The sequence below is a fragment of the Enterobacter sp. Taxon_8 genome, assembly GCF_058354585.1.
In genome coordinates this window covers 3,563,981-3,583,342 of record NZ_CM177989.1, presented here as the reverse complement: position 1 = coordinate 3,583,342, position 19,362 = coordinate 3,563,981, and the positions used below count along the sequence as shown (strand labels likewise).

Sequence of the window (19,362 nt, the reverse complement as noted above, 5' to 3'; positions counted from 1 at the left end):
AAACCAACTATCCTTTCCCGCTTTTTATCTAAAAACGAATCGTTATGAGCGATTCATTTTTATTCCTTTATCAAAATTCCCGCGTTGGAAATACTGCCCTCATAACAACAAGGGGAGCAGGCACTATGGCAATTTCATCGCGAATCACACTACTCGGCGCACTGGCGCTGTGGGCATTTCAGGCGCAGGCGGTGGACGTCACCGTCGCGTATCAAACTTCTGCGGAACCGGCGAAAGTCGCGCAGGCGGACAACACCTTTGCCAAAGAGAGCGGCGCGAAAGTCGACTGGCGCAAGTTTGACAGCGGCGCGTCCGTGGTGCGTGCGCTAGCCTCCGGCGACGTGCAGATCGGCAATATCGGTTCCAGCCCGCTGGCGGTTGCGGCCAGCCAGCAGGTGCCGATTGAGGTGTTCTTGCTCGCCTCGCAGCTCGGTAACTCTGAAGCGCTGGTGGTGAAGAAAAGCATCACCAAACCGGAAGACCTGATCGGCAAACGCATCGCCGTGCCGTTTATCTCCACCACCCACTACAGCCTGCTGGCGGCGCTAAAACACTGGGGCATCAAACCGGGGCAGGTACAAATTATCAACCTGCAGCCACCGGCGATTATCGCGGCCTGGCAGCGTGGCGACATTGACGGGGCCTATGTGTGGGCACCAGCAGTGAACGAGCTGGAAAAAGACGGCACCGTGCTGACCGACTCCGAAAAAGTGGGCCAGTGGGGGGCGCCAACGCTCGACGTGTGGGTCGTACGTAAAGACTTCGCCGAGAAACATCCTGAGGTGGTGAAAGCCTTCGCGAAAAGCGCGATTGACGCCCAGCAGCCGTACATCAGTAACCCGGATGAATGGCTGAAGCAGCCCGCAAACCTGGAAAAACTCTCCCGCCTGAGCGGCGTGCCGGAAGCGGACGTGCCGGGGCTGGTGAAGGGCAATACCTATCTGACCCCCGCGCAGCAGGTGCAGCAGCTGACCGGGCCGGTAAACAAAGCGATTGTAGATACCGCCACCTTCCTGAAAGAGCAGGGCAAAGTGCCCGCGGTGGCGACGGATTACAGCCAGTACGTAACCGATCGTTTTGTGAAATAAGGAGTACGCCATGCTGAATATTACAAATCTGTCTGCTGATTACGGTGGTAAACCCGCGCTGGAGGATATCAACCTGACGCTGGACAGCGGTGAACTGCTGGTGGTGCTGGGCCCGTCCGGGTGCGGAAAAACCACGCTGCTCAATCTGATCGCCGGGTTTGTCCCTTATCAGCATGGCACCATTCAGCTGGAAGGCAAAAAGGTGGAAGGGCCGGGCGCCGAGCGCGGCGTGGTCTTCCAGAACGAAGGGTTGCTTCCCTGGCGCAACGTGCAGGAAAACGTGGCGTTTGGGCTACAGCTTGCGGGCATCAACCGCGAACAGCGGCTGGAAACGGCGCGGGCGATGCTGAAAAAAGTGGGGCTGGAAGGGGCGGAAAAACGCTTCATCTGGCAGCTTTCCGGCGGCCAGCGGCAGCGCGTCGGTATTGCCCGCGCGCTGGCAGCGAATCCGCAGCTGTTGCTGCTGGACGAGCCGTTCGGAGCGCTCGATGCCTTCACCCGCGAGCAGATGCAAACCCTGCTGTTGCGCCTTTGGCATGAGACGGGCAAGCAGGTGCTGTTGATTACCCACGATATCGAAGAGGCGGTGTTTATGGCCACCGAGCTGGTGCTGCTCTCGCCGGGGCCGGGCCGCGTACTGGAGCGTTTGCCGCTGGATTTCGCTCGCCGCTACGTCGCGGGGGAACCCGTACGCAGCATCAAATCCGATCCGCTGTTTATCGAACAGCGTGAGTACGTTTTAAGCCGCGTGTTTGAACAGCGGGAGGCCTTCTCATGAGCATCGTCTTCAGTGAAAAAACGCGCCGCACGCGTCTGGCGCTGCGCTGGCCTTTCTCACGTCAAATTACGTTGAGCGTCGGTACGCTGCTGGTGCTGCTGGCGGTGTGGTGGGCAGTTGCTGCCCTGCAGTGGGTCAGCCCGCTGTTTCTGCCGTCGCCGGGACAGGTGCTGGCCAAACTCATTACCATCGCCGGCCCGCAGGGCTTTATGGATGCCACGCTCTGGCAGCACTTAGGCGCTAGCCTGGCGCGCATTCTGGTGGCGCTGCTGGCGGCGGTGATTATCGGCATTCCCGTGGGGATTGCGATGGGGCTGAGCCCGACGGTGCGCGGCATCCTCGACCCGCTGATTGAGCTTTACCGTCCGGTCCCGCCGCTGGCCTGGCTGCCGCTGGTGGTTATCTGGTTCGGCATAGGTGAAACGCCCAAAGTTTTACTCATCTATCTGGCGATCTTTGCGCCGGTTGCAATGTCAACGCTGGAAGGCGTAAAGAGCGCCCAGCAGGTGCGGATCCGCGCGGCGCAGTCGCTGGGAGCCAGCCGCACGCAGGTGCTGCTGTTCGTTATTTTACCGGGCGCACTGCCGGAGATTTTAACCGGGCTGCGCATCGGCCTTGGCGTGGGCTGGTCGACGCTGGTGGCCGCAGAGCTTATTGCGGCCACGCGCGGCCTTGGCTTTATGGTGCAGTCGGCGGGGGAGTTCCTGGCGACTGACGTGGTGCTGGCAGGGATCGCGGTGATCGCCGCGATCGCCTTCGGATTAGAACTGGGGCTGCGCGCGTTACAGCGCCGTCTGACGCCCTGGCATGGAGAAATACAATGAGTGAACGTCTGACCATTACCCCGCTGGGGCCGTACATTGGCGCACAGGTATCGGGCCTGGATGTGACCCGTCCGCTGAGCGATAACCAGTTCGAGCAGCTGTACCACGCGGTGCTGCGTCATCAGGTGGTATTCCTGCGCGAGCAGGCGATCACCCCGCAGCAGCAGCGCGCGCTGGCCCTGCGCTTTGGCGATCTGCATATTCACCCCGTCTATCCGCATGCGGAAGGGGTGGAGGAGATTATCGTCCTCGACACCCACAACGATAATCCGCCGGACAACGACAACTGGCATACCGACGTAACCTTTATCGAGACGCCGCCTGCGGGGGCGATTCTGGCGGCGAAGCTGCTGCCGGATACGGGGGGCGATACGCTGTGGGCCAGCGGGATTGCGGCGTATGAGGCGCTGTCAGTGCCGTTCCGGACGCTGCTGAGCGGGCTGCGGGCGGAGCACGACTTCAAAAAATCATTCCAGGAATACAAGTACCGCAAGAGTGAAGAGGAACATCAGCGCTGGCAGGAGGCGGTTGCGAAACATCCTCCGCTGCTGCACCCGGTGGTGCGGACCCATCCGGTCACGGGCAAGCAGGCGCTGTTTGTGAACGAAGGATTCACGACGCGCATTGTGGATGTGTCCGAGAAAGAGAGCGAGGCGCTGTTAGGTTTCCTGTTCGCGCATATCACCAAACCGGAGTTCCAGGTACGCTGGCGCTGGCAGGAGAATGACCTGGCGATCTGGGATAACCGTGTGACGCAGCACTACGCCAATGCGGACTATTTGCCGCAACGCCGGATTATGCAGCGGGCGACGATTTTGGGGGATAAGCCGTTTTACCGGGCGCCTTGATCCCCTTACCCTAACCCTCTCCCTTTTAGGGAGAGGGCTGTAAATGCGCCTCAATATACCGCTGATAGCGGTTCGCCTTCAGATAACACAAATCCACCAGCACCAGCCCGTCAACACAGTTGCTGAACGCCGGGTCGCTGCCAAAATCAATAAACTGCACGCCGCCGGGCTCGCACAGCTCGGAATATTGCTTGTATAACGGCGGAATACCGCACCCAAGATTGCCGAGCAGGGATTTCAGCTTTGTTAGATCGTCCACGTAATCCACGCCGCCAAACTGCGCGAGCACGTCCGGCAGCGATGCGGGATACGGCTGGCGCGAGGCGGCGAGCGGATGCGTCGCCGGGAACCAAAGGCGATAAAATGCCACCAGCAGATCCCGCGCGGCAGGCGGTAAGCCGCCGGAAATGGAGACCGGGCCAAACAGGTAGCGATAGTGCGGATAACGCGCCAGATAGGCACCAATGCCGGACCATAAATAGTCCAGGCCGCGGCGTCCCCAGTAGCGTGGCTGGATAAAGCTGCGCCCCAGCTCAATGCCGTGCTCCAGCACGTCCTGCATTTTGTCGTCGTAGTGGAACAGACTATAGCTGTACAGCCCCTCAACGCCGCGCTTTTCGATCTGCATGGCCGTCGGCATAAAGCGATACGCCCCGACGATCTCCAGATCGTCCTCATCCCACAGGATCAGGTGCAGATAATCATCGTCGTAGCTGTCGGTGTCCCGGCGTTTGCCGCTCCCTTCCTCCACCGCGCGAAAGGCAATCTCGCGCAGGCGGCCCAGCTCGCGCAGCAGCGGGGCGTCTTCCTGGCCGTTTCGCTGCCAAAGATAGATGGTTTTACCGTCGCTGGTTTTTCCCAGGCTCTCGGCCTGCGCCAGCGCGCGTTTCAGTGTGGCCCGGTCTTCCGGACGGGCAATCGCGCACTGGGTTTTAAAGACCCCGGGCAATCCCTTGCCAAGACGCATCACGTGCTGACGGCACTGCTCGGCCATCTCACGCGACGAAAGGTTAGCGCTGTGCCAGTGATGCCACGTAATCTGCTGGCCGATTTTGATCGGCAGCTGGCTGTGGCGGCGGCGGAACATCTGCTGCATCAGCAGCAGCATCGACAGCGTCGGAGAGACCAGCGTGCTGGCATAAAAGAGCAGGCTGTTATGCGCCTGAATATGCACCGGCAGCAGCGGGGCGCGCAGCTTGCCGGCGAGTTTGATAAAGCCGGAGTGCCATTTCTTATCGCGAATGCCCTTGAGCGTAGGGCGGGAAACTTCTCCGGCCGGGAAGAAGATCAGCACGCCCGCGTTTTGCAGATGCTGTTCCATCTGCACCAGGGACGATTTCGCCGTCCTGCCGCCCATATTGTCCACCGGAATAAACAGCGAGCTGAGGGGCTCAAGGTGGGTCAGCATCCGGTTGGTTACGACTTTAACATCGCGCCGCACGCGGGAGACGGCATACAGCAGCGCCAGGCCGTCCAGCGTACCCGTCGGGTGGTTGGCAATGATGACCAGCGGGCCATGTTCGGGGATTTGTTCGAGATCGCGGGCGGAAACGGTGCAGAGAATATCAAGGTGCTCCAGAACCTGCTCCACCATATCCAGGCCTTTCAGGTGGCGGTGGGCTGCGGCAAATTGCTGAAATTCGTCTTCGTAGAACAGTCTTTTTAACAGACTTTTTTGCCAGGGGGCGGGCCTCGCCTGAGGCCAAAGATCGTCGAGAACGCTATCGAGGCTAAACATGGTTACTCCTCCTGCCGTCTTGCGAAGACAGTAGAAGGAGCAGATGTCGGTTGTATTGCAGTTTGGTGAAGATTAGCGCAGAGAACAGGCCGGGCCAGGCGAAGCCGCCACCCGGCGCTAAAGCGGATTAACGCAGAATTTTTTTCTCGGCCAGATCCAGCGCGAAGTAGCTGAAGATCAGATCCGCGCCCGCGCGTTTGATAGCGCCGAGGCTTTCCAGGACCACTTTCTCTTCGTCAATTGCACCCGCCAGCGCGGCGAATTTGATCATCGCGTACTCACCGCTGACCTGGTAAGCGCCCAGCGGCAGGTCGGTGCGCTCGCGGATGTCGCGCAGGATATCGAGATACGCGCCAGCCGGTTTCACCATCAGGCAGTCTGCGCCCTGGGCTTCATCGAGCAGGGATTCACGAATCGCTTCCCGACGGTTCAGCGGGTTCATCTGATAGGTTTTACGATCGCCTTTCAGCGCCGTACCGGCCGCTTCGCGGAACGGGCCGTAGAAGGAGGAGGCAAATTTGGTGGAGTAAGACATGATGGCGGTGTCGGTGAAACCGGCCGCGTCAAGGGCCTGACGAATCGCCTGAACCTGTCCGTCCATTGCGGCAGATGGCGCGATGAAGTCCGCACCCGCAGCGGCCGCGACGACCGCCTGCTTGCCGAGGTTCAGCAGGGTAGCATCGTTATCCACGCCGTGATCGCACAGCACGCCGCAGTGGCCGTGAGAGGTATATTCACAGAAGCAGGTGTCGGACATCACCACCATTTCCGGCACGGTCTCTTTGCAGATGCGGGACATGCGGGCGACGAGGCCATCTTCTTTCCACGCGTCGCTGCCGGTGGCGTCAGTATGGTGGGAGATGCCGAAGGTCATCACCGAGCGGATACCCGCGTTGGCGATACGTTCGATCTCACGCGCCAGATATTTCTCCGGAATGCGCATTACGCCCGGCATGGCTTCGATGGCTTTGTAGTCATCGATCTCTTCTTCGACAAAAATCGGCAACACCAGATCGTTTAAGGTCAGGGTTGTCTCTTCAAACATAGCGCGCAGTGCAGGTGACTTGCGCAGGCGGCGGGGACGTGCAATTAAATCGGTCATGGTATGCCTGATGTTTGTGGAACAAAGAAGGCTAGTGTACCCGAAAGCGTTGTTAGGTGTTTATTAAAGTGGGCGGTTTACCGATAGATCATGCAAGACTGCAGGAACGGTGTCGTTCGGAGCAAACGGTTTAACATCAACCGCTTGCCCACGGAATATTAATATCAGTTGGACGCGGTAAGCACCTGGGCTTTATTGGCGCTCAGCTCAGCCACCAGGTTATTAATCCCGTCACTCATATTGACGAAACGCGTATGCGGAGAGCGGGTGACCACCACAAATGCGCCCACGTTTGACTGCGGGATCATGGCCATATAGGTGATGAATCCACCGCCGCCGCCGGTTTTCTGAATAATACCCGGACGGCCATTTTTCGGTGCCATATAGACCCAGCCCATGCCGAGCGCATCGGCTTTACCCGGCACGTCCATCCCGATGACGCGGTGCAGCTGGGTACGCTGATAAATCAAGGTTTGCATACGATCGGCCTGGCTGCTGCGAGCGTAGAAATCCGAGGAAAGGAACTGCTGCATCCAGCGCATCATGTCGCCAGGCGTGGAATAGACCCCGCCGCTGCCCACGGCCGCGAGCGTGTTATTACAGGGGCTTGCGCCTTTCTCCGCCACCATCAGGCGACGGCACTGATCCGGGGACGGGGTAAAGGTGGTGTCTTTCATGCCCAGCGGACGGGTTATCTGCTCTTCAAACAGCTGCGTATAAGGTTTGCCAGCCGCCGTTGAAAGGGCGTCCGCCAGCAGGTCAAAGGCCAGGTTTGAATAAGAGGCCTGCGAACCCGGAGCCGCCTTCAGCGTGGCGGTACTCAGATAGCTCCAGCGCTGGTCGCGCGTTGGCCAGACAAATACGTCACGATGCGCCGCCCCGCCCGGCTGCTCACGCGGCAGGGCGCTGGTGTGGGTGGCAAGGTTCACAAGCCGAATCGGCGTACCCTGATAGGTTGGAACCCGGGCGCCTGGAGGCGCATATTTGCTGAGCGGGTCGTCGAGCTTCACCACGCCCTGGTCGAGCAGTTTCACCAGCATTTCGCTGGTCATCAGCTTGGTTAAGGACGCGATGCGGATAACGGAATCCAGCTGCGGATGAATGTTATTTCCCGGGCGCGTTTCGCCAAAGCTGCGGAACACGCGCTGGTTTCCGTCGATGACGACCATCGCCATTCCGGTCGCGCCGCTGCCGTAATAGATAAGGTTCGCGTAGCGATCGGCAATATCTGAAGCTAAAACGGGAGCCGTCAGCGGTTGGGCTGCCTGGGCGGTAGAAAAGCTCACCGCACACAGCGCGGCAAAAGAGAGCAGACAACGTTTCAACGAAAAGCATCCATGAAGTGAAATAGGAAAGTTATGGGTATTTATACTACTAAACGGTACCGCGCAATGCCCCGAATTGCATAACGATAGCGAGAAAAACGTAACCATGGGTAAATATGAACAATTTACTTACGAGCCATCTCCCATTTTGTGACATCGGGCTTATGATAGGCACCAGTGTCACTCAATCTTACGGAGAACGGTATGTCTGAGAAGCGTGTGGTTATGGTTGTCGATATGCAGAACGGGGTATTTGAAACCCCTCGTCATCAGCGCGAAAAGTGTGTGTCTCTGATCAACCAGCTTACGCAGGCTGCCGACAAGGTGATTTTTATTCAGCACACCGAGGCCGGGGGGCTGGAAGAGGGAAGTGAAGGATTTGCGCTACTGCCTGAACTCCATCAGCCCGCTGACGCGCTTTACGTGACCAAAACGGCCTGTGATGCCTTCTACAACACCGGGCTTGAGACGCTGCTGCGTGACCAGGGCATTCGCGAGTTTGTCATCTGCGGCTGCGCCACCGATTACTGCGTCGATGCGACGATCAAGAACGGCGTTAGCCGGGGTTATCACATCACAGTTGCGGAAGATGCCCATACCACATCCAACCGCCCGGCTGCTGAAGCACAGATCCTGATTAACCATCACAACGACGTCTGGCGTAACTTCATTGCGCCAGCGAACCCTCTCGCAGTGAAACGCACCGAAACAATTCTCGAAAACTGGAAAGCGAACTAATAATCAACCCTCGGGTCTGACCTTTTTGCCTGAGCCGGGAGGCTGGCCTGGGCAGGTATTTCGTTTGGTAACGTGTTGTGCACAGCAACAGCCATAACAACAAGAAGGAAGCATTATGTTTAAGTCTTTTTTCCCAAAGCCGGGGCCTTTTTTCCTGTCGGCATTTATTTGGGCACTGATCGCTGTCATTTTCTGGCAGGCGGGCGGGGGCGCATGGCTGACGCGCATCACGGGAGCGACAGGCGAGGTACCGATTAGCGCGGCGCGCTTCTGGTCACTCAGCTACCTGCTGTTTTATGCCTACTACACGGTGTGCGTAGGGCTGTTTGCCCTTTTTTGGTTTGTCTATTCTCCGCACCGCTGGCAGTACTGGTCGATCCTCGGCACATCGCTGATTATCTTCGTGACCTGGTTCCTGGTGGAAGTGGGCGTGGCGGTTAACGCCTGGTATGCGCCGTTCTACGATCTGATCCAGACCGCGCTGAGCTCGCCGCATAAGGTGACCATCAATCAGTTCTACCATGAAGTTGGCGTCTTCCTCGGCATCGCCCTGATTGCGGTTATCATCGGCGTGATGAACAATTTCTTCGTCAGCCACTACGTTTTCCGCTGGCGTACCGCGATGAACGAACATTATATGGCGCACTGGCAGCACCTGCGCCATATTGAAGGTGCCGCACAGCGTGTGCAGGAAGACACCATGCGTTTTGCCTCCACGCTTGAAGACATGGGCGTCAGCTTTATCAACGCCATTATGACGCTGATTGCCTTCCTGCCGGTGCTGGTAACGCTCTCGGCGCATGTACCGGATTTGCCGATTGTCGGCCATATTCCGTATGGTCTGGTGATTGCCGCGATCGTCTGGTCGCTGATGGGGACGGGCCTGCTGGCGGTGGTGGGGATCAAACTGCCGGGGCTGGAGTTTAAAAATCAACGCGTCGAAGCCGCATATCGTAAAGAGCTGGTTTATGGCGAAGACGATGCCAACCGCGCCTCGCCGCCGACCGTCCGCGAGCTGTTTGGCGCCGTGCGTCGCAACTATTTCCGTCTCTACTTCCACTATATGTATTTCAACATCGCGCGTATTTTGTATCTGCAGGTGGATAACGTTTTCGGTTTGTTCCTGCTGTTTCCGTCCATTGTTGCGGGTACGATTACGCTCGGTCTGATGACGCAGATCACCAACGTTTTCGGTCAGGTTCGCGGGTCGTTCCAGTACCTGATCAGCTCCTGGACCACGCTGGTAGAACTGATGTCCATCTACAAACGTCTGCGCAGCTTTGAACGCGAGCTGGACGATCGTGACCTGCAGGAAGTCACCAACACATTTAGCTAATACAGGAAGTTGCTATGTCTTTTGCCGTACCGCGCGCGTTACCGTTGACCATTCTGGCCGCTTTTGTACTGGCAGGCTGTGCCGAAAAGGGGGCTGCTCCGCTCAAAAAGGGCGAGAAGCCCGTTGATGTGGCGAGCGTTGTGCGGCAGAAAATGCCCGCCAGCGTAAAGGATCGCAATGCGTGGGCAGACGCGCTGGCAAAAACCTTTGAAAGCCAAAAGATCGCGCCGACCGAGGAGAACATCTGTTCGGTGCTGGCGGTGGCGCAGCAGGAGTCAATGTACCAGTCAGATCCGGCTGTGCCGGGTCTGAACAAAATCGCCTGGAAAGAGATCGACCGCCGCGCGGAGTCCATGCATATCCCGGTGTTCCTCGTGCATACCGCGCTTAAAATCACCTCACCGAACGGCAAAAGCTACAGCGAACGGCTGGATACGGTGAAAACCGAAAAACAGCTTAGCGCCATCTTTGATGATTTCATCAGCATGGTCCCAATGGGGCAGAAGCTGTTTGGCTCACTGAACCCGGTCCACACCGGTGGCCCAATGCAGGTAAGCATCGCGTTCGCGGAGAAACACACCGACGGCTATCCGTGGAAAATCGACGGTACGGTGCGTCAGGAGGTCTTCTCCCTGCGCGGAGGACTGTGGTTCGGCACGTATCACCTGTTGAACTATCCGGCGAACTACGATGAGCCGCTGTACCGCTTTGCCGACTTTAACGCCGGCTGGTATGCCAGCCGTAATGCGGCATTCCAGAGTGCGGTCAGCCGCGCAAGCGGCGTCAAGCTCGCGCTGGACGGCGATCTCATCGCTTACGGCAGCAGCGAAGCAGGGAGCACCGAGCTGGCCGTGCGGAAACTTTCGAGAACGCTGGGTCTGAGCAACAGCGACATTCGCCGTCAGCTTGAGAAAGGCGATAGTCTGGCCTTTGAGAGAACGGATCTGTACAAGAAGGTGTTTGCGCTTGCTGATAAGAAAAGCGGGAAAACGTTACCGAGGGCTATCCTGCCGGGCATTCAGCTGGAAAGCCCGAAGATCACGCGTAGCCTGACCACCGCGTGGTTTGCAAAACGCGTGGACGATCGTCGGGCTCGCTGTATGGGGCTTTAATGGCGACGGCGAAAGCGCAGGACGAGCGCGACAACGCCTAAAATCATGCATCCCGCGAGGAAGGGGATCAGGCCGAACAGGGTGCTGACGCCAAAGCCAATCTCAACTCGCGGGCGTCCGTTATCCTGCACCTGCATCAGATGTTCATAAACGCCAGGCGCATGGACCAGCATATTGAGCAGCTGTGAGCCGGCCCAGAAGCAAAACAGGACAAACAGGGCATACGCGATATTACCCGCCGTAGAGGTTTTTGGTTTTCCGCCAAAAATCGGTTTCGACAATGTAAAGTCAGCCATGATGACCTCCGGATAAATCGCTCTGTTAATACGCTTCGTACAGGGTGAGTTTGACAGGTCATCGCATTTGTCAATATCAGAATCGTGGTAATTTACGCGCCGGAATCCTCCTGGATTGTTGATTTCTGCAGCACGTCACAATTTATTAACTTAAGTGAAATTGCGTCGCGTTTCAGAATTTCCGTATCTGCCACAGACCTGGCCGTAAAACTGTGAGAGGATGTCTTTTTTTCCTGCCGGAGTTGTTATGAAGCTCACGTCCAAACTACGCCGTGACTGGCACTACTACGCTTTCGCTATCGGGCTGATCTTTATTCTTAACGGTATTGTGGGCCTGTTGGGGTTTGAAGCAAAAGGCTGGCAAACGTATGCCGTAGGGCTGGTGACCTGGGTCATTAGTTTCTGGCTGGCGGGGTTGATTATCCGCCGTCGCCCTGAAGAGACGACAGCGGATGAGGCTGAGTCGGCGAAGCGCGCCGATTAACCGTTTACGGAACTTTTAAGCGCGCTGTCGGCGGCGTGACGCTCCAGCGCCAGCTCGATCAGGCGGGTGATCAATTCCGGGTAGCTCAGGCCGCTCGCCTGCCACAGCTTCGGATACATGCTGATGTTAGTGAACCCCGGCAGCGTGTTAATTTCATTGATCACTACCTCGTTTTCCGGCGTCAGGAACACATCCACGCGCGCCATGCCGCAGCAGCCGAGCGTCTGATAAGCGCGAATGGCGATCGCCCGGATCTTATCGTTAACCGCCGGATCGAGATCCGCAGGCACGACAACCTGCGCGCCTTTATCATCAATGTATTTGGTGTCGTACGAGTAGAAGTCGCTGTTTAAGACCACTTCACCGCAGGTGCTCGCCCGGGGAAAATCGTTGCCCAGCACGGCGCACTCAATTTCACGACCTTTGATGCCCTGCTCAACCACCACTTTATGGTCGAACTCAAACGCCAGGCGGACGGCTTGCGTGAACTCAGCTTCGCTGGTCACTTTGCTGACGCCCACGGAGGAGCCCTGGTTTGCAGGCTTCACAAACAGCGGCAGACCCAGCTCTGCGCTGATTTGCGTGAAGCTGTGTTTGTCGCGGTTGGCGCGGGTGAGCGTCACGAACGGCGCAATATTCAGCCCGGCATCGCGCAGCAGGCGTTTGGTGACGTCTTTGTCCATGCACGCGGCTGAGCCGAGGACGTCCGAGCCGACGAACGGCAGGTTGGCCATGCGCAGCATTCCCTGCAGGGAACCATCTTCGCCCAGGGTACCGTGAACAATCGGGAAGACGACGTCGATCTGGGCGAGAGCCTGCGCGTTGCCGGCGTCGATGAGCTGCCCTTTTACGACGCCGGGTACGGTGGCGACGCTAATTTCTGAAGGATTCAGGGCGATATGTGCCGGATCGTGGGCATTCAGCAAATACTGGCTGGCATCGTTAACGTGCCACTGGCCCTGTTTATCAATGCCCAGCAGCACCACGTCGAAACGGCTTTTATCGATCGCATCAACGATATTTTTGGCCGATTGCAATGACACTTCGTGTTCCGCTGATTTTCCCCCAAAGACAATACCTACGCGCTGCTTAGCCATCTCACTCTCTTCCAGTATGACGAAAAGCCAATAACATACCACGATGCCCGGCGGGTTTCGCGGCCTTCTGCCATAATGTTTTGGGGAATGTTGAGGGGGGAGAGTGAAAGGAAAAACGCTGCTGACCGTATTTATCATTTTGGCCATCGCAACGGTGGGGTACCGCTGGTTGCCGCCTTACTACAACCCTTTCATGCCGCTGACGCTTGACGACCCGCCGGGTCGAATCACCCAGTATAAGCTTCGGCGTTTAACCCCCGAGGCGTGCGCGAGCCTGCTCGCACAGGCTAATCAACGCGATCTCATCCGCACCCGGCCGGTGGCTGACAGCGGCGGCGCGTGTCCGCTTAATAACGTCGTGCGCGTGAGTGACTTCGGCCCGGTCGGGCTGAACAGCAGTTTTCTTGCCAGCTGCCCGCTGGCGCTCAGCTCAGCCCTCTATATCAGCCAGCAGGCCCGGCCGCTGACAAAACGTTATACGGGCAGTGACCTGGCGCGTATCGACCACCTCGGCAGCTTTGCCTGCCGCAATATTTATCATCGCCCTGACGCGCGCCGCAGTGAACATGCCACGGCGGAGGCGCTGGATATCGCTGCTTTTCGTCTGGCGAACGGTGAACGCGTCACGGTGCTGAATGGCTGGAAGGCGACAACAACGCAGCCCTGGCTGAAGGCCATGCTGGCGGCGAGCTGTGGCTACTACGGAAACGGACTGGGGCCGGAGTATAACGCGGCGCATGCCAACCATTTTCATCTGGGAATGCGCGGTTTTGGCCTCTGCCGTTGAAGCATAATATTCCGCCAGAAAATGGATGAATTGTGACTTATTTCACAAATATGATGACTGGGGAGATAAAACACCAAAGTCAGTCGGGCCGCATCTCTGGTGCGACGTTAATACGCGTAACTTGCTAATCTGTCGGCGAATTCGCCTAAAAATGAAGACTATTTCTTTATGGAATCCTGGAAAGTTAATCTCATCTCGGTTTGGTTCGGCTGCTTCTTTACCGGACTGGCCATCAGCCAGATTTTGCCGTTCCTGCCTCTGTACGTGTCGCAGCTGGGGGTGACCTCGCATGAAGCCCTTTCCATGTGGTCCGGTCTGACGTTTAGCGTCACGTTTCTGGTTTCCGCCATTGTGTCACCGATGTGGGGCAGCCTGGCGGATCGCAAAGGCCGTAAATTGATGCTGCTACGCGCCTCGCTCGGGATGGCGATTGCCATTCTGCTGCAGGCCTTCGCCACCAACGTCTGGCAGCTGTTCTTCCTGCGGGCGGTGATGGGGTTGACGTCCGGGTATATTCCAAACGCTATGGCGCTGGTCGCCTCTCAGGTGCCGCGCGAGCGTAGCGGCTGGGCGCTGAGTACACTCTCCACGGCACAGATCAGCGGCGTCATCGGCGGGCCGCTGCTGGGGGGCTTTCTGGCGGACCACGTCGGACTGCGCGCGGTATTTATCATCACTGCGGTTCTGCTGGTGGTCAGTTTTCTGGTCACGCTCTTTCTGATTAAAGAAGGGGGCCGCCCGGTTATCAGTAAGTCTGAACGCCTCAGCGGCAAGGCTGTTTTCGCCTCGCTGCCTTATCCGGGCCTGATGATCAGCCTGTTTGTGACCACTATGGTGATCCAGCTCTGTAACGGTTCGGTGGGGCCGATTCTGGCGCTGTTTATCAAGTCGATGGAGCCGGAGAGCACGAATATCGCTTTTCTTAGCGGCATGATTGCCGCCGTGCCGGGCGTATCTGCCCTGATTTCCGCGCCGCGTCTGGGAAAACTGGGGGACAGGATCGGCACGGCGCGCATCCTGATGGCGACGCTGATCTTTGCGGTGGTGCTCTTCTTCGCGATGTCGTTTGTCACCTCTCCGCTTCAGCTTGGCATATTGCGATTTCTGCTCGGCTTTGCTGATGGCGCCATGTTGCCTGCGGTACAGACCCTGCTGGTCAAATATTCCAGCGACCAGGTGACGGGGCGTATTTTTGGATATAACCAGTCGTTTATGTATCTGGGGAATGTTGCCGGCCCGCTTATTGGCGCATCCGTTTCTGCGATGGCCGGTTTTCGTTGGGTATTTGCGGCGACAGCGATTGTCGTTTTAATCAATATTATCCAGCTGGCTATTGCGCTGCGACGCCGCAGACAAATGGCGGAGGCCAAATCGGCGAAGTAACGATTTCACAGATGTATTATATATTCTTATGGTAGCCGCATTTTTATATAACAAAATGCGGCTACTTTTTATAGAAAAACGTTTCGCTCACGGCGCTGCCTCTTTATTTCCGTTCCTGTATCACTTTTGCATACCATAATTAATTTCTTCTCTTTGCAATAGGGATTCAGAGTGATAACTTCAGACAAAACTGAAAAGGAACTGGCACGATGAAAAACCTCATTGCTGAATTGCTGGTCAAGTTGGCACAAAAGGAAGAAGAGTCAAAAGAGCTGGTGGCTCAGGTCGAAGCGCTTGAAATTGTGGTCACCGCGCTGCTGCGACAAATGGCGAAAACCGATCAGCAGGCGTTGATTGAGAGCGTGGAAGGGGCGCTGGATAGCGTCAGGCCTGAATCGCAGGTACCGGTTGAGGATGCTGAGATGCTCCACCAGTACGTAAAGAAGCTGTTAAGGCATCCGCGCAGCTAAACCGTCACAGGACGTAACGACGTGTCATAGAATTGTCATGCAGGATGCCTATAGTCGCTCTGTTTTTATTTTTATGTATTTGTACATGGAGAAAATAAATTGAAACAGAGCGCACTTTTCATCGCATTACTTCCCCTGTTAATTACCCCTGCCATTTATGCTGATACGACGCAAACCAGCGTGCTGGATAATCGTGCGGCAAAAGGGGATATCACCCAGCCTGGCGGCGCGCGTCGTTTATCAGAAGATCAAACTGCTGCTATTCGCGCTTCGCTGAATGATAAGCCGGCGAAAAATATTATTCTGCTGATTGGCGATGGAATGGGGGATTCCGAAATCACGGCGGCGCGAAATTATGCCGAGGGTGCGGGCGGCTTTTTTAAAGGTATCGACGCATTACCGTTGACCGGACAATATACCCACTACGCGCTGGATAAAAAAACCGGTAAACCGGATTACGTAACGGACTCCGCGGCCTCTGCCACGGCGTGGTCCACCGGCGTGAAAACCTATAATGGTGCGCTGGGCGTGGATATTCACGAAAAAGATCATCAAACCCTTCTGGAGATGGCAAAAGCAGCGGGCCTGGCGACCGGCAACGTCTCCACCGCTGAACTTCAGGATGCGACGCCTGCGGCGCTGGTGGCACACGTGACCTCGCGTAAGTGCTACGGCCCGTCAGCGACCAGCGAAAAGTGCCCCACAAATGCGCTGGAAAAAGGCGGCAAAGGTTCGATTACGGAACAGCTGCTGAACGCGCGTCCTGACGTGACGCTGGGCGGCGGCGCGAAAACCTTCGCGGAAACCGCGACGGCGGGCGAGTGGCAGGGCAAAACGCTGCGCGAGCAGGCGCAGGCTCGCGGCTATCAGCTGGTGAGCGACGCAAATGCTCTGGCGGCGATAAGCGAGGCGAACCAGGATAAACCGCTGCTGGGGCTGTTCTCTGACGGCAACATGCCTGTGCGCTGGGAAGGTCCAAAAGCCTCGTATCACGGCAATATCGATAAGCCTGCGGTGACCTGTACGCCAAACCCGAAACGTACGGACAGCGTACCGACGCTGGCGGCGATGACCGATAAAGCGATCTCTCTGCTGAGCAAGAGCGAAAAAGGGTTCTTCCTGCAGGTAGAAGGTGCGTCGATCGATAAGCAGGATCATGCGGCAAATCCGTGCGGTCAGATTGGCGAAACCGTCGATCTGGACGAAGCGGTGCAGAAGGCGCTCGCGTTCGCGAAAAAAGACGGTAACACCCTGGTGATCGTCACCGCGGACCACGCGCACGCCAGCCAGATCGTTCCGCCAGATACCAAAGCCCCTGGCCTGACGCAGTCGCTGAACACCAAAGATGGTGCCGTCATGGTGATGAGCTACGGTAACTCTGAAGAAGAGTCCATGGAGCACACGGGCACCCAGCTGCGTATTGCCGCCTACGGCCCGCACGCGGCCAACGTGGTAGGCCTGACCGATCAAACGGATCTGTTCTACACCATGAAGGCGGCGCTGGGCCTTAAATAATAAAATCCCGGCGGAAATCACATCTGCCGGGTGGTTTTTTTCCTGTCACGAACCAGACTTACAGGGAATGTTCACAAAAGGATGGTGCAATGAAAACAACATTACTGGTTACTCTGCTCTCCGGCCTGTTCCTGGTCGCATCGGCGAACGCGGAAGAGAAAACGTTAACGCCGCAGCAGCAGCGTATGACCACCTGTAATCAACAGGCGACGTCTCAGAGTCTTAAGGGCGATGCTCGTAAGACCTATATGAGCGACTGCCTCAAAAACGGCGCCTCGAAGCCGGCTGAAAAAAGCCTCACGCCTCAGCAGCAAAAGATGCGCGAGTGTAATGCCAAGGCAACCGAGCAGTCCCTTAAAGGGGATGACCGCAGCAAGTTCATGAGTGCCTGCCTGAAGAAAAAAGTGTAGTTCGAACGGGTGAGCGGCATCGGCGGCTCACCCGAAATTTCATACTTTCCCCGCAGACCCCCTCTCTATAATTTGGGAAAATGTTTCAGAATATTCCCAAAAATGATGAATGATGAAACGTATTACAACAAAAAGCGCATTCGGGAAGAGTGGAATTTAACCCTTTCTCAGGATGACCCTCACCGTGCCGGCATTCAGTTTGCCCGGCGGGTTCGGCTGGCGCGCGCCGTGGGGCTGGCAGCGATGTTTTTCCCGGTTGCGGGAATGCTGGTCACCCATTTTTTACCCGGAGGCTGGTGGCTTTTACTGGTCGGTTGGGCGTTCGTATGGCCCCATTTCGCCTGGCAGTTATCCTGCCGGGCCGCGTCACCTCAACAGCAGGAAGTGTTCAATCTTAAGATCGATGCCATCATTGCCGGGCTCTGGATCGGCGTGATGGGGATGAGCGCGTTACCCTCGGCAGCGCTGGTGATGATGGTAGGTATGAATATGATGGGCTCCGGGGGCTGTCGCCTGTTTATCCCGGGGATCCTGTTGACTCTGCTCTCCGCGCTGGTGACGCTGCCGCTTGTCGGGAGCGTGGCTGTTTTCAGGCCCGACCCGGTAGAGTGGGGCCTAACGCTGCCCGTACTGGTGCTTTATCCCATGCTGTTTGCCTGGCTCAGCCACCGCACCGCCGTCAGGCTTGCAGAGCACAAGCAGCGGCTGGAAATGATGAGCACCCGTGACGGCATGACCGGGGTCTTTAATCGCCGCCACTGGGAAATGCTGCTGCGAAATGAATTTGAGCATTGCCGCCGCGACCACTGCACCGCCACGATTTTGCTGATTGATATCGACCACTTTAAAAACATCAACGACACCTGGGGGCACGCTGTGGGCGACGAGGCGATCATCGCCATTACGCGTCAGCTCCAGCGGTCAGTACGGTCAGGCGATGCTATAGGCCGGTTTGGTGGGGATGAGTTTGCGGTGATTATGTCGCAGACCGCGGCGGAAAGCGCCATCGCGGTGATGTCGCGGTTGCATGAGCGGCTGGAAAAACTGACGTTACCGTGCGCACCAAAAGAAGCGCTGCGCATCAGCGTAGGCGTTGCCCCCTGGGGGCCGCAGTTTGGACATTATCGGGAGTGGCTGAAGGCGGCTGACGTGGCGCTGTACAGGGCGAAAAATGCCGGGCGCGGCCGCACCGAAGTAGCCGCCTGACGCCCGGTCAGAAATCAGGATTTACTCAGCTTCTCTGATTTTTCCATGCATTTTGCCATTGCCTCAATGACGGCCGAGCGGAACCCGCGCTCCTCCAGCACCCGCACCGCTTCAATGGTGGTACCGCCAGGGGAGCAGACCATATCTTTCAGTTCACCCGGGTGTTTGCCGGTCTCCAGCACCATTTTGGCGGAGCCCATGACGGCCTGCGCGGCGAACTTATACGCCTGGGCGCGCGGCATTCCGCCAAGCACGGCGGCATCGGCCATCGCTTCTAAAAACATGAAGACATACGCAGGTGCTGATCCACTGACGCCGACCACTGGATGGATCATCGATTCGGCAATCACTTCTGCTTCGCCGAAGCAGCGGAAAATGTTCAGTACATCAGCCACTTCTTCTGAGGTCACCAGCGCGTTAGGCGTGACGGAGGTCATGCCGGCGTTGACCAGCGAAGGGGTGTTGGGCATCGCGCGGACGATTTTGCGGTCATGACCGAGCGCGCGCGCCAGCTGATCGAGGGTGACGCCCGCGGCAATCGACACCACCAGCGTCTCTTTATTCAGGCTGGAGGTGATATCGCTCAGTACTTTGATCATGATGTTCGGCTTGACGGCGCCAAAGACGATATCGGCGACCTGGGCCACTTCCTGCGCGCTTTCGGCGGCGTTGATCCCGTACTGATCGCGCAACGCGGCGACCTTGTCCGGTGACGGGGTATAGACCCAAATCTGACCCGGCAGCACCTGCCCGCTGGCGATCAGGCCGCCCAGGATGGCTTTGCCCATGTTACCGCAGCCGATAAACCCGATTTTCTTGTCCATC

At 57.3% G+C, this 19,362-nt stretch carries 20 protein-coding genes; 14 read left to right on the top strand and 6 right to left on the bottom strand.

Translation table 11 applies throughout. The annotated features are described in order from the left end of the window. Positions 1 to 125: 125 nt before the first annotated feature. From tauA to tauD, 4 genes are read left to right on the top strand one after another with little or no spacing between them, the layout of a single operon-like run. Complete coding sequence (tauA, locus tag AC4IBF_RS17095) at positions 126 to 1,088, top strand: taurine ABC transporter substrate-binding protein (protein ID WP_136195242.1); 963 nt, start codon at positions 126 to 128, stop codon at positions 1,086 to 1,088. 10 nt (positions 1,089 to 1,098) lie between these two features. Next, positions 1,099 to 1,866 carry a taurine ABC transporter ATP-binding subunit gene (gene tauB, locus AC4IBF_RS17090; protein ID WP_111963460.1) on the top strand — a complete coding sequence of 256 codons (768 nt, stop codon included), beginning with the start codon at positions 1,099 to 1,101 and terminating at the stop codon, positions 1,864 to 1,866. Next, positions 1,863 to 2,690 (top strand): taurine ABC transporter permease TauC, encoded by an 828-nt coding sequence (gene tauC, locus AC4IBF_RS17085; protein ID WP_252092580.1) that lies wholly within the window; start codon positions 1,863 to 1,865, stop codon positions 2,688 to 2,690. Before tauB ends, tauC begins: the two co-directional genes overlap by 4 nt. Beyond that, positions 2,687 to 3,538, top strand: coding sequence for a taurine dioxygenase (gene tauD / locus AC4IBF_RS17080; RefSeq protein WP_111963457.1), 852 nt, complete (start codon positions 2,687 to 2,689; stop codon positions 3,536 to 3,538). The genes tauC and tauD overlap by 4 nt, the downstream gene beginning before the upstream one ends. Before the next feature lie 25 nt (positions 3,539 to 3,563). On the opposite strand, the gene olsF is transcribed toward tauD, so the two are convergent. From olsF to ampH, 3 genes are all read right to left on the bottom strand, one after another. Further along, positions 3,564 to 5,276, bottom strand: coding sequence for a bifunctional ornithine lipid synthase OlsF (gene olsF, locus AC4IBF_RS17075; RefSeq protein WP_252092581.1), 1,713 nt, complete (start codon positions 5,274 to 5,276; stop codon positions 3,564 to 3,566). 127 nt (positions 5,277 to 5,403) lie between these two features. Further along, positions 5,404 to 6,378, bottom strand: coding sequence for a porphobilinogen synthase (hemB, locus tag AC4IBF_RS17070; RefSeq protein ID WP_248172652.1), 975 nt, complete (start codon positions 6,376 to 6,378; stop codon positions 5,404 to 5,406). 164 nt (positions 6,379 to 6,542) lie between these two features. Continuing rightward, entirely contained in the window at positions 6,543 to 7,703 is a 1,161-nt protein-coding gene (gene ampH / locus AC4IBF_RS17065; RefSeq protein WP_111963450.1) for a D-alanyl-D-alanine-carboxypeptidase/endopeptidase AmpH, read from the bottom strand. 204 nt (positions 7,704 to 7,907) lie between these two features. Here ampH and AC4IBF_RS17060 point away from each other — a divergent pair, with 204 nt between their 5' ends. The 3 genes from AC4IBF_RS17060 to AC4IBF_RS17050 all read left to right on the top strand — a co-directional run bounded on the left by AC4IBF_RS17060 (position 7,908) and on the right by AC4IBF_RS17050 (position 10,889). After that, on the top strand, positions 7,908 to 8,441 hold the full coding sequence (locus AC4IBF_RS17060) for an isochorismatase family protein (RefSeq protein WP_115874321.1): 534 nt from the start codon (positions 7,908 to 7,910) through the stop codon (positions 8,439 to 8,441). 115 nt (positions 8,442 to 8,556) lie between these two features. Continuing rightward, entirely contained in the window at positions 8,557 to 9,777 is a 1,221-nt protein-coding gene (sbmA, locus tag AC4IBF_RS17055; protein ID WP_104949290.1) for a peptide antibiotic transporter SbmA, read from the top strand. 14 nt (positions 9,778 to 9,791) lie between these two features. Then, complete coding sequence (locus tag AC4IBF_RS17050) at positions 9,792 to 10,889, top strand: DUF1615 domain-containing protein (RefSeq protein ID WP_252092582.1); 1,098 nt, start codon at positions 9,792 to 9,794, stop codon at positions 10,887 to 10,889. Here AC4IBF_RS17050 and AC4IBF_RS17045 read toward each other — a convergent pair. Further along, complete coding sequence (locus AC4IBF_RS17045) at positions 10,886 to 11,185, bottom strand: DUF2755 family protein (RefSeq protein WP_021241681.1); 300 nt, start codon at positions 11,183 to 11,185, stop codon at positions 10,886 to 10,888. The two genes, AC4IBF_RS17050 and AC4IBF_RS17045, sit on opposite strands and share 4 nt — an antisense overlap. 247 nt (positions 11,186 to 11,432) lie before the next feature. On the opposite strand from AC4IBF_RS17045, the gene AC4IBF_RS17040 reads away from it, so the two are divergent. Further along, positions 11,433 to 11,669: a DUF2754 domain-containing protein gene (locus AC4IBF_RS17040; RefSeq protein ID WP_111963445.1), complete on the top strand. Its 237-nt coding sequence runs from the start codon at positions 11,433 to 11,435 to the stop codon at positions 11,667 to 11,669. On the opposite strand, the gene ddlA is transcribed toward AC4IBF_RS17040, so the two are convergent. Then, a complete protein-coding gene (ddlA, locus tag AC4IBF_RS17035) occupies positions 11,666 to 12,766 on the bottom strand; it encodes a D-alanine--D-alanine ligase (RefSeq protein ID WP_248172661.1) in 1,101 nt (366 codons plus the stop codon). The genes AC4IBF_RS17040 and ddlA overlap by 4 nt on opposite strands. A gap of 103 nt (positions 12,767 to 12,869) precedes the next feature. Between ddlA and AC4IBF_RS17030 the strand changes: the two genes are divergently transcribed. The 6 genes from AC4IBF_RS17030 to adrA all read left to right on the top strand — a co-directional run bounded on the left by AC4IBF_RS17030 (position 12,870) and on the right by adrA (position 18,537). Beyond that, entirely contained in the window at positions 12,870 to 13,553 is a 684-nt protein-coding gene (locus AC4IBF_RS17030; protein ID WP_252092583.1) for an extensin-like domain-containing protein, read from the top strand. 168 nt (positions 13,554 to 13,721) lie between these two features. Continuing rightward, the gene (locus AC4IBF_RS17025) at positions 13,722 to 14,936 is read left to right on the top strand and encodes a multidrug efflux MFS transporter (protein ID WP_136195249.1); all 1,215 of its coding nucleotides are present in this window, start codon (positions 13,722 to 13,724) and stop codon (positions 14,934 to 14,936) included. A 209-nt stretch (positions 14,937 to 15,145) separates the two neighbouring features. Next, positions 15,146 to 15,406: an anti-adapter protein IraP gene (iraP, locus tag AC4IBF_RS17020; protein ID WP_024906786.1), complete on the top strand. Its 261-nt coding sequence runs from the start codon at positions 15,146 to 15,148 to the stop codon at positions 15,404 to 15,406. 99 nt (positions 15,407 to 15,505) lie between these two features. After that, complete coding sequence (phoA, locus tag AC4IBF_RS17015) at positions 15,506 to 16,921, top strand: alkaline phosphatase (protein WP_133293866.1); 1,416 nt, start codon at positions 15,506 to 15,508, stop codon at positions 16,919 to 16,921. A gap of 89 nt (positions 16,922 to 17,010) precedes the next feature. Further along, the gene (gene psiF / locus AC4IBF_RS17010) at positions 17,011 to 17,331 is read left to right on the top strand and encodes a phosphate starvation-inducible protein PsiF (RefSeq protein ID WP_008503278.1); all 321 of its coding nucleotides are present in this window, start codon (positions 17,011 to 17,013) and stop codon (positions 17,329 to 17,331) included. Positions 17,332 to 17,433: 102 nt separating this feature from the next. Continuing rightward, positions 17,434 to 18,537, top strand: coding sequence for a diguanylate cyclase AdrA (gene adrA / locus AC4IBF_RS17005; RefSeq protein ID WP_111963441.1), 1,104 nt, complete (start codon positions 17,434 to 17,436; stop codon positions 18,535 to 18,537). Positions 18,538 to 18,551: 14 nt separating this feature from the next. Here adrA and proC read toward each other — a convergent pair whose 3' ends face one another. Then, the gene (gene proC / locus AC4IBF_RS17000; RefSeq protein ID WP_111963440.1) at positions 18,552 to 19,361 is read right to left on the bottom strand and encodes a pyrroline-5-carboxylate reductase; all 810 of its coding nucleotides are present in this window, start codon (positions 19,359 to 19,361) and stop codon (positions 18,552 to 18,554) included. Position 19,362: the final 1 nt, after the last annotated feature.

Coding starts and splice junctions, on each gene's coding strand:
- AC4IBF_RS17045 (WP_021241681.1), bottom strand. CDS start 11,185: ATGGCTGACTTTACATTGTCGAAACCGATTTTTGGCGGAAAACCAAAA.
- tauA (WP_136195242.1), top strand. CDS start 126: ATGGCAATTTCATCGCGAATCACACTACTCGGCGCACTGGCGCTGTGG.
- adrA (WP_111963441.1), top strand. CDS start 17,434: ATGATGAATGATGAAACGTATTACAACAAAAAGCGCATTCGGGAAGAG.
- hemB (WP_248172652.1), bottom strand. CDS start 6,378: ATGACCGATTTAATTGCACGTCCCCGCCGCCTGCGCAAGTCACCTGCA.
- AC4IBF_RS17025 (WP_136195249.1), top strand. CDS start 13,722: ATGGAATCCTGGAAAGTTAATCTCATCTCGGTTTGGTTCGGCTGCTTC.
- AC4IBF_RS17040 (WP_111963445.1), top strand. CDS start 11,433: ATGAAGCTCACGTCCAAACTACGCCGTGACTGGCACTACTACGCTTTC.
- tauD (WP_111963457.1), top strand. CDS start 2,687: ATGAGTGAACGTCTGACCATTACCCCGCTGGGGCCGTACATTGGCGCA.
- olsF (WP_252092581.1), bottom strand. CDS start 5,276: ATGTTTAGCCTCGATAGCGTTCTCGACGATCTTTGGCCTCAGGCGAGG.
- ddlA (WP_248172661.1), bottom strand. CDS start 12,766: ATGGCTAAGCAGCGCGTAGGTATTGTCTTTGGGGGAAAATCAGCGGAA.
- tauC (WP_252092580.1), top strand. CDS start 1,863: ATGAGCATCGTCTTCAGTGAAAAAACGCGCCGCACGCGTCTGGCGCTG.
- tauB (WP_111963460.1), top strand. CDS start 1,099: ATGCTGAATATTACAAATCTGTCTGCTGATTACGGTGGTAAACCCGCG.
- AC4IBF_RS17050 (WP_252092582.1), top strand. CDS start 9,792: ATGTCTTTTGCCGTACCGCGCGCGTTACCGTTGACCATTCTGGCCGCT.
- iraP (WP_024906786.1), top strand. CDS start 15,146: ATGAAAAACCTCATTGCTGAATTGCTGGTCAAGTTGGCACAAAAGGAA.
- sbmA (WP_104949290.1), top strand. CDS start 8,557: ATGTTTAAGTCTTTTTTCCCAAAGCCGGGGCCTTTTTTCCTGTCGGCA.
- AC4IBF_RS17060 (WP_115874321.1), top strand. CDS start 7,908: ATGTCTGAGAAGCGTGTGGTTATGGTTGTCGATATGCAGAACGGGGTA.
- psiF (WP_008503278.1), top strand. CDS start 17,011: ATGAAAACAACATTACTGGTTACTCTGCTCTCCGGCCTGTTCCTGGTC.
- proC (WP_111963440.1), bottom strand. CDS start 19,361: ATGGACAAGAAAATCGGGTTTATCGGCTGCGGTAACATGGGCAAAGCC.